Genomic DNA, 2828 nt, shown 5'->3' with positions numbered 1-2828 from the left:
TTGAAAAGGTCTTGGAAGAAGTCATTTACCCGCTCGTTCCACAGAAGCGTCTGCTTGAAGTCGAGGAGATCGCCGATTACGCGCTGTTCCTCGCAAGCGACCAGGCAAAAGGAATCACAGGCCAGGCTACCGTCATCGACGGCGGCTACACGACCCAATAAACGAAAGGAGAAGATCCTATGAAATCTGTTTATATCATCGAAGGAGCACGTACCCCGTTCGGGACATTCGGAGGTGCGCTGAAAGACGTCGATCCGACGACCCTCGCGTCACAGCCGGTAAGGAAGCATTGAAACGGAGCGGCATCCGGGCGGAGGACATTGATTTCAGCGTCATCGGCAACGTCATCCACTCCTCCCAGAACGCCCCGTATTTAGCGAGACACATCGCCTTGAAAACAGGCATCCCGACGACGAGTCCGGCACTCGCCGTCAATCGACTGTGCGGCTCCGGCCTCCAGTCCGTCATCTCCGCTGCCCAGTCGATCCAGCTCGGTGAAGGCGACACCGCACTCGCAGGCGGCGTCGACAGCATGAGCCTCGCCCCCTATGCCTTAAGGGGAAGCCGGTTCGGGACGAAGCTGTCCGCACCGAAGGTCGACGATACGCTCTGGGCCGCGCTGACCGATGAGTACATAGGTGCCGGTATGGGCATGACCGGGGAGAACCTTGCCGATAAATATGAAATCAGCCGCGAAGCCCAGGACGAATACGCCGTCCGCAGCCACCAGCTCGCAGCCGAAGCGCGCCGGAGCGGCAGGTTCGAGGAAGAAATCGCCCCTGTCGAAGTGAAAACGAGAAAAGGCACCGTCACCATAAAAGAAGATGAACATATCCGTGAAGACACCGACGTCGAGAAGCTCAGCCGCCTGAAGCCCGCCTTCAAGAAGGACGGGAGCGTCACCGGCGGCAATGCGAGCGGCATCAACGACGGAGCGGGGGCCGTCATTTTGGCAGGCGAAGACTATGTTTCCAAGAACAGCGTCCAGCCGATCGCGAAGATCCTCTCCTGGTCCGTCGCCGGCGTCGATCCCGAATACATGGGCATCGGACCCGCGCCCGCCATCCGTGATGCCGTCGAAAAAGCCGGTCTGAGCCTTGCCGATATGGACCTGATCGAAGTGAACGAAGCGTTCGCCTCGCAGTATCTCGCGGTCGAAAAAGAACTCGGCCTCGATCGAGACAAAACCAACGTCAACGGCGGCGCCATCGCCCTCGGCCATCCGGTCGGCGCGAGCGGAACCCGCGTCCTGTACACGATGATCAAAGAACTGAAGCGGAGCGGCAAGCGCTACGGCGTCGCTTCCTTGTGCATCGGAGGCGGCCAGGGAATCGCCATGGTCGTCGAAGCCCAATAACAGAAAGAGGAGGAACCCTCGATGCTAGGAATATTTCTCGGACTCGCTGTCCTGATGGCCCTCGCCTATATCGGCTGGTCGATCATCTGGGTAGCCCCGATCGCAGCAGGAGTCGTCGCCATCACCGGCGGCCTCGACCTGCTCGATGCCTATAAAGATACGTACATGGGAGGCTTCGTCGCCTTCGCCAAAGACTGGTTCCCCGTCTTCATGCTCGGAGCCATCTTCGGAAAACTGATGGAGGACACCGGCATGGCCCGTTCCGTCGCCGTCGCCCTTACGAAGCTGATCGGAACGAAACGCGCCATCCTCGGCGTCCTCGTCTCGGCAGCCGTCCTGACCTACGGAGGCGTCAGCCTGTTCGTCGTCGTCTTCGCCGTCTACCCGCTCGCTCTGTCCCTGTTCCGCGAAGCCAACATCAGCAGGAAGCTGATCCCGGCGACCGTCGCCCTCGGTGCCTTCACCTTCACGATGACGGCCCTGCCAGGTTCGCCGCAGATCCAGAACCTGATCCCGATGGAATACTTCCAGACGAGCGCTACCGCCGCACCAGCCATGGGAATCATTGCAGCCATCATCATGGCCGTCGGAGGCTACTTCTACTTAAGGTGGAGGGAGAAGAAGCTCACCCAAAAAGGGGAAGTCTTCACAGAACCACAAGAGAAGAAAGAAACCGAGAAACAGACGAGAATGCCGAACTTCTTCCTGTCGCTCCTGCCGTTACTGACCGTCTTACTTACTTTGAATCTGTTGGACTGGGATATCGTTATCGCCCTTATATCAGGAATCGTACTGATCATGCTCTTGAACATCACGATGTTCAAGAAATTCATTCCGTCCATCAACGGCGGCGCATCCGGCTCCGTCATCGCCATCATCAACACGAGTGCAGCCGTCGGCTTCGGTACCGTCGTCCGTGAAGTACCCGGCTTCCAGAGCCTCACCCAGGCCCTGATGAGCATCAAAGGCAATCCGCTCATCTCCGAAGCCATCGCCGTCAACGTCCTCGCAGGCGCCACCGGCTCTGCATCCGGCGGCATGGGCATCGCCCTCGAAGCCCTCGGCTCGAAATATTACGAAATCGCCATGAACACAGGCATCAGCCCGGAAGCGTTCCACCGCGTCGCTTCCCTCTCATCCGGCGGACTCGACGCCCTGCCCCACAACGGCGCCGTGCTCACCCTGTTCGCCATTACGGGCATGACCCACAAAGACAGCTACAAAGACATCTTCGTCGTCGCTGTCCTCATTCCGGTCATCTCCGTCGCCGCCGTCATCCTTTTGAACACGATCGGCATTCTATGAAAACAATCCCCGCAGGCATGCTGCGGGGATTATCAGCTTGTTGAAGAAGTACTTTTCATAAGAAGCGAGCGGGCTCCGGGGAATAGAGCGCTTTCCGTGGGGTGGCCGGTGAGCCTCCTCATCGCTGCGCTGAAATGCCCCCTGAATATTGGACAATATTCAGGGG

At 58.7% G+C, this 2828-nt stretch carries 2 protein-coding genes and 1 pseudogene; all 3 read left to right on the top strand.

Translation table 11 applies throughout. The annotated features are described in order from the left end of the window. Positions 1-161: SDR family oxidoreductase (locus D479_RS19340; RefSeq protein WP_008640479.1), on the top strand; the 161-nt coding region annotated here is incomplete at its 5' end. Positions 162-179: 18 nt separating this feature from the next. Beyond that, positions 180-1357, top strand: a pseudogene (locus D479_RS19335) (thiolase family protein). A 21-nt stretch (positions 1358-1378) separates the two neighbouring features. Next, complete coding sequence (locus D479_RS19330) at positions 1379-2662, top strand: GntP family permease (RefSeq protein ID WP_008640472.1); 1284 nt, start codon at positions 1379-1381, stop codon at positions 2660-2662. Positions 2663-2828 lie beyond the last annotated feature (166 nt).

Source organism: Halobacillus sp. BAB-2008 (assembly GCF_000328325.1).
Taxonomy (GTDB): Bacteria; Bacillota; Bacilli; order Bacillales; family Halobacillaceae; genus Halobacillus.
This window is presented reverse-complemented; position numbering and strand designations above follow the sequence as displayed.